A 2533-nucleotide genomic window follows, 5' to 3' on the forward strand; every position below is an offset into this window, starting at 1 on the left:
CGGCGACTCGCGCTTCGTGCCGTATCTCGCGCGAGCGGCGGCGGCCGTGGGCGTGGACGGCTTTTTTTACGAAACGCACCCTGATCCAGCCCACGCACTTTCGGATGGACCGAATATGCTAAATTTGCAGCAGCTAGAGCGCGTCGTAGCCCAGACGCTTGCAATTCAAAAAGCGCTCGGATTTTAAAATTTTAATATATTGGCAAAATTTGCTTTTTCTTGATGCCTATTGAAAGGCGGTTTGAAATTTTAACGCTCGCCGGACGAGGGTTAAAATTTTTATAATACACGCATGGTTCGCACCTAAAAATGTAAAAACATCTAAGCATAAATCGATAACTTATCGTGGCGCTTGATCATTGTCTGTTTTTGTCAAAGAATTCAAACTTTCAAGCTTATAAATTTTTAAGCCTTAAATTTAAAAATTTCATCCACCTCGATGCCTAAAATTTTTGAAATTTTATAAATATGCTCAAGGTTAAAATGCTTGTCGTAGCGGCAACTCTCGCAGTTTGAGTAAAACGCGACTGACTTTATATCCATACTTAGCGCCATATCCAGCTGGCTCATACCCTTGCTTTCGCGTAGTTTGCGGACGTTGGAGGAGATTTGCAGATAAAAATTTCGTATCTCGTCGCCGTCAAAAAAAGCTAAATTTTCACTCATTTTTTATCCTATGGGTAAAGTAAAAATTAAACTTTATTTGGATAAAATCCGCAAATCTATATCCTATAGGATAAGCAATTAGTAAATTTCTAGAGAAAGGAGAAGAAATGAGCGCCACTATAAATCAATATGAAAAGCTATTCGGCAAAATTGTTGAAGCTGTCGCAGGCCGAACTTGCGCTTGCTTTTGCTCATGCAGTTGTGGCATGTGCGTATGCTCGTGCCGCGGTCGCAGAAGTGAAAACGACAAAATTGCATGGGAAATATGCTAAAAATTTATCGGCGGACCAAAATCCGCCGATACTATTTCAAGGATTTTTATGATTTTTTCAAAATATGGCTTCGCCTTTCATGTAGGTAATGATGTAGCATTATATAACTCTTTAAGGATGAAGCCGATCTATTTAAGCGATAACAAATTTAAGAAAATAAAAGAGACCGTTGACAAAAACGTGAAATTATCACAAGATTTAAAATGCGAAATCGATGAATTGATAAAGTATAAAATTTTAGTCAAAGAGGGCGATGATGAAAAAATTTTAAATTTTGTAAAATCGGTTATTCCTCAGCCGCAAATAAACGTATGCTATTTTATTTTAAGCGAACAATGTAATCTGGCCTGTAAATATTGCTTTTTAGGCAACAATAATCAGGAAAAGAGAAAGCGCTTCAAAAAAGAAAATATGAGTAAGCAAACGGCAATGGATGGAATTTTATTTTTCATAAAACAGCTCGAAAGTGCAAATTTCGATGAAAATTCCAAGCCTACCATTTTATTTTACGGTGGCGAACCACTTTTAAATTTCGAAACACTTGTTTTTATAGTAAATAAAATTAACGAGCTTAAAAAGAGTTGTAAAGTTTTAGAAAAAGTTGAATTCGATTTGATTACAAACGGGCTCTTATTAAACAAACAAAGGCTTTTAAAGCTAAACGAACTTGGCGTAAATATCGGTATTTCGATAGACGGTTGTAATGACGAAACAAATAAAATGCGCGTGGATGTCGGCGGAAATTTTGTATTTGAAAAAATTATACAAAAACTTGATTTGGCAAAGTCGCTTGGGGTTCCAATTTCGCTTTCCATAACGCTTACGCAAGATAGTATCAAAAATAAAAACGATATGCTTGAGCTTGTCAAAAAATACAATATAAAAGGCTTTGGTTTTAATATTTTAATGTCGGATAAGAATATCTCGGATTTGCATTATCAAAAAACGAGTGAGTTTTTAATCGAAATGTTTAAAGAACTGCGCAAGCTTGGAATTTATGAAGATAGAATGATGAGAAAGGTAAAATCCTTTGCAAAATCAAGCGTTTATTTTTCAGATTGTGCAGCCACAAGCGGTGGACAGATTGTAATTGCGGCAAACGGAGATGTGGGAATTTGCCAAGGCTGTTTGTATGATAGAAAATATTTTGTAACGAATGTCTTGGATGAAAATTTTAATCCGACGACCAATGAAATTTGGCAAAGATTTCGCCATCTCTCGCCACCTGAAAAGGATGAATGTCAAGAATGTGAAGCTCTTGGCATTTGTGGTGGCGGCTGTCCGATAAGTGCGGCAAACGAAAAAGCAGGCAATACGATTGATTCTTTGGATAGGAGATTTTGTATTCACGCAAAAGAGAGTTTAAAATTTCTGATCTCAGACCTGCATAGGATCATAACAAAAGGCGAAAATAGCGAAATTTATGAAAAATGCGAAGTTGAGAAATTAACGAAATAGTGTTTTGCAAATAGTGAATATTTTATATATTTTAGCATTATGACGTCATTAATAACCTTTAAGAGCTTATAACAATTTAGGCATTTTATCTAAAATTTTGTTTTTGTCGCTATAATGCGGCTTCTTGACCTTTTCGT

General features: G+C 35.9%; 2 protein-coding genes and 1 pseudogene. 2 read left to right on the forward strand and 1 reads right to left on the reverse strand.

The window, feature by feature from the left end; genetic code table 11:
* Positions 1-187: pseudogene (locus tag Q0546_RS08285) on the forward strand (3-deoxy-8-phosphooctulonate synthase); the annotation flags it as partial.
* 218 nt (positions 188-405) lie between these two features.
* Here the strand turns inward: Q0546_RS08285 and Q0546_RS08290 are convergent.
* Complete coding sequence (locus Q0546_RS08290; protein ID WP_297948640.1) at positions 406-666, reverse strand: helix-turn-helix transcriptional regulator; 261 nt, start codon at positions 664-666, stop codon at positions 406-408.
* A gap of 320 nt (positions 667-986) precedes the next feature.
* On the opposite strand from Q0546_RS08290, the gene Q0546_RS08295 reads away from it, so the two are divergent.
* On the forward strand, positions 987-2396 hold the full coding sequence (locus Q0546_RS08295; RefSeq protein ID WP_297948638.1) for a FibroRumin system radical SAM peptide maturase: 1410 nt from the start codon (positions 987-989) through the stop codon (positions 2394-2396).
* Positions 2397-2533: the final 137 nt, after the last annotated feature.

Source organism: uncultured Campylobacter sp. (assembly GCF_937997465.1).
Classification (GTDB): Bacteria; Campylobacterota; Campylobacteria; order Campylobacterales; family Campylobacteraceae; genus Campylobacter_A.

Bases quoted from the DNA above. Each gene is read 5' to 3' on its own strand.
- Q0546_RS08290 (WP_297948640.1), bottom strand. From the start codon at position 666: ATGAGTGAAAATTTAGCTTTTTTTGACGGCGACGAGATACGAAATTTT.
- Q0546_RS08295 (WP_297948638.1), top strand. From the start codon at position 987: ATGATTTTTTCAAAATATGGCTTCGCCTTTCATGTAGGTAATGATGTA.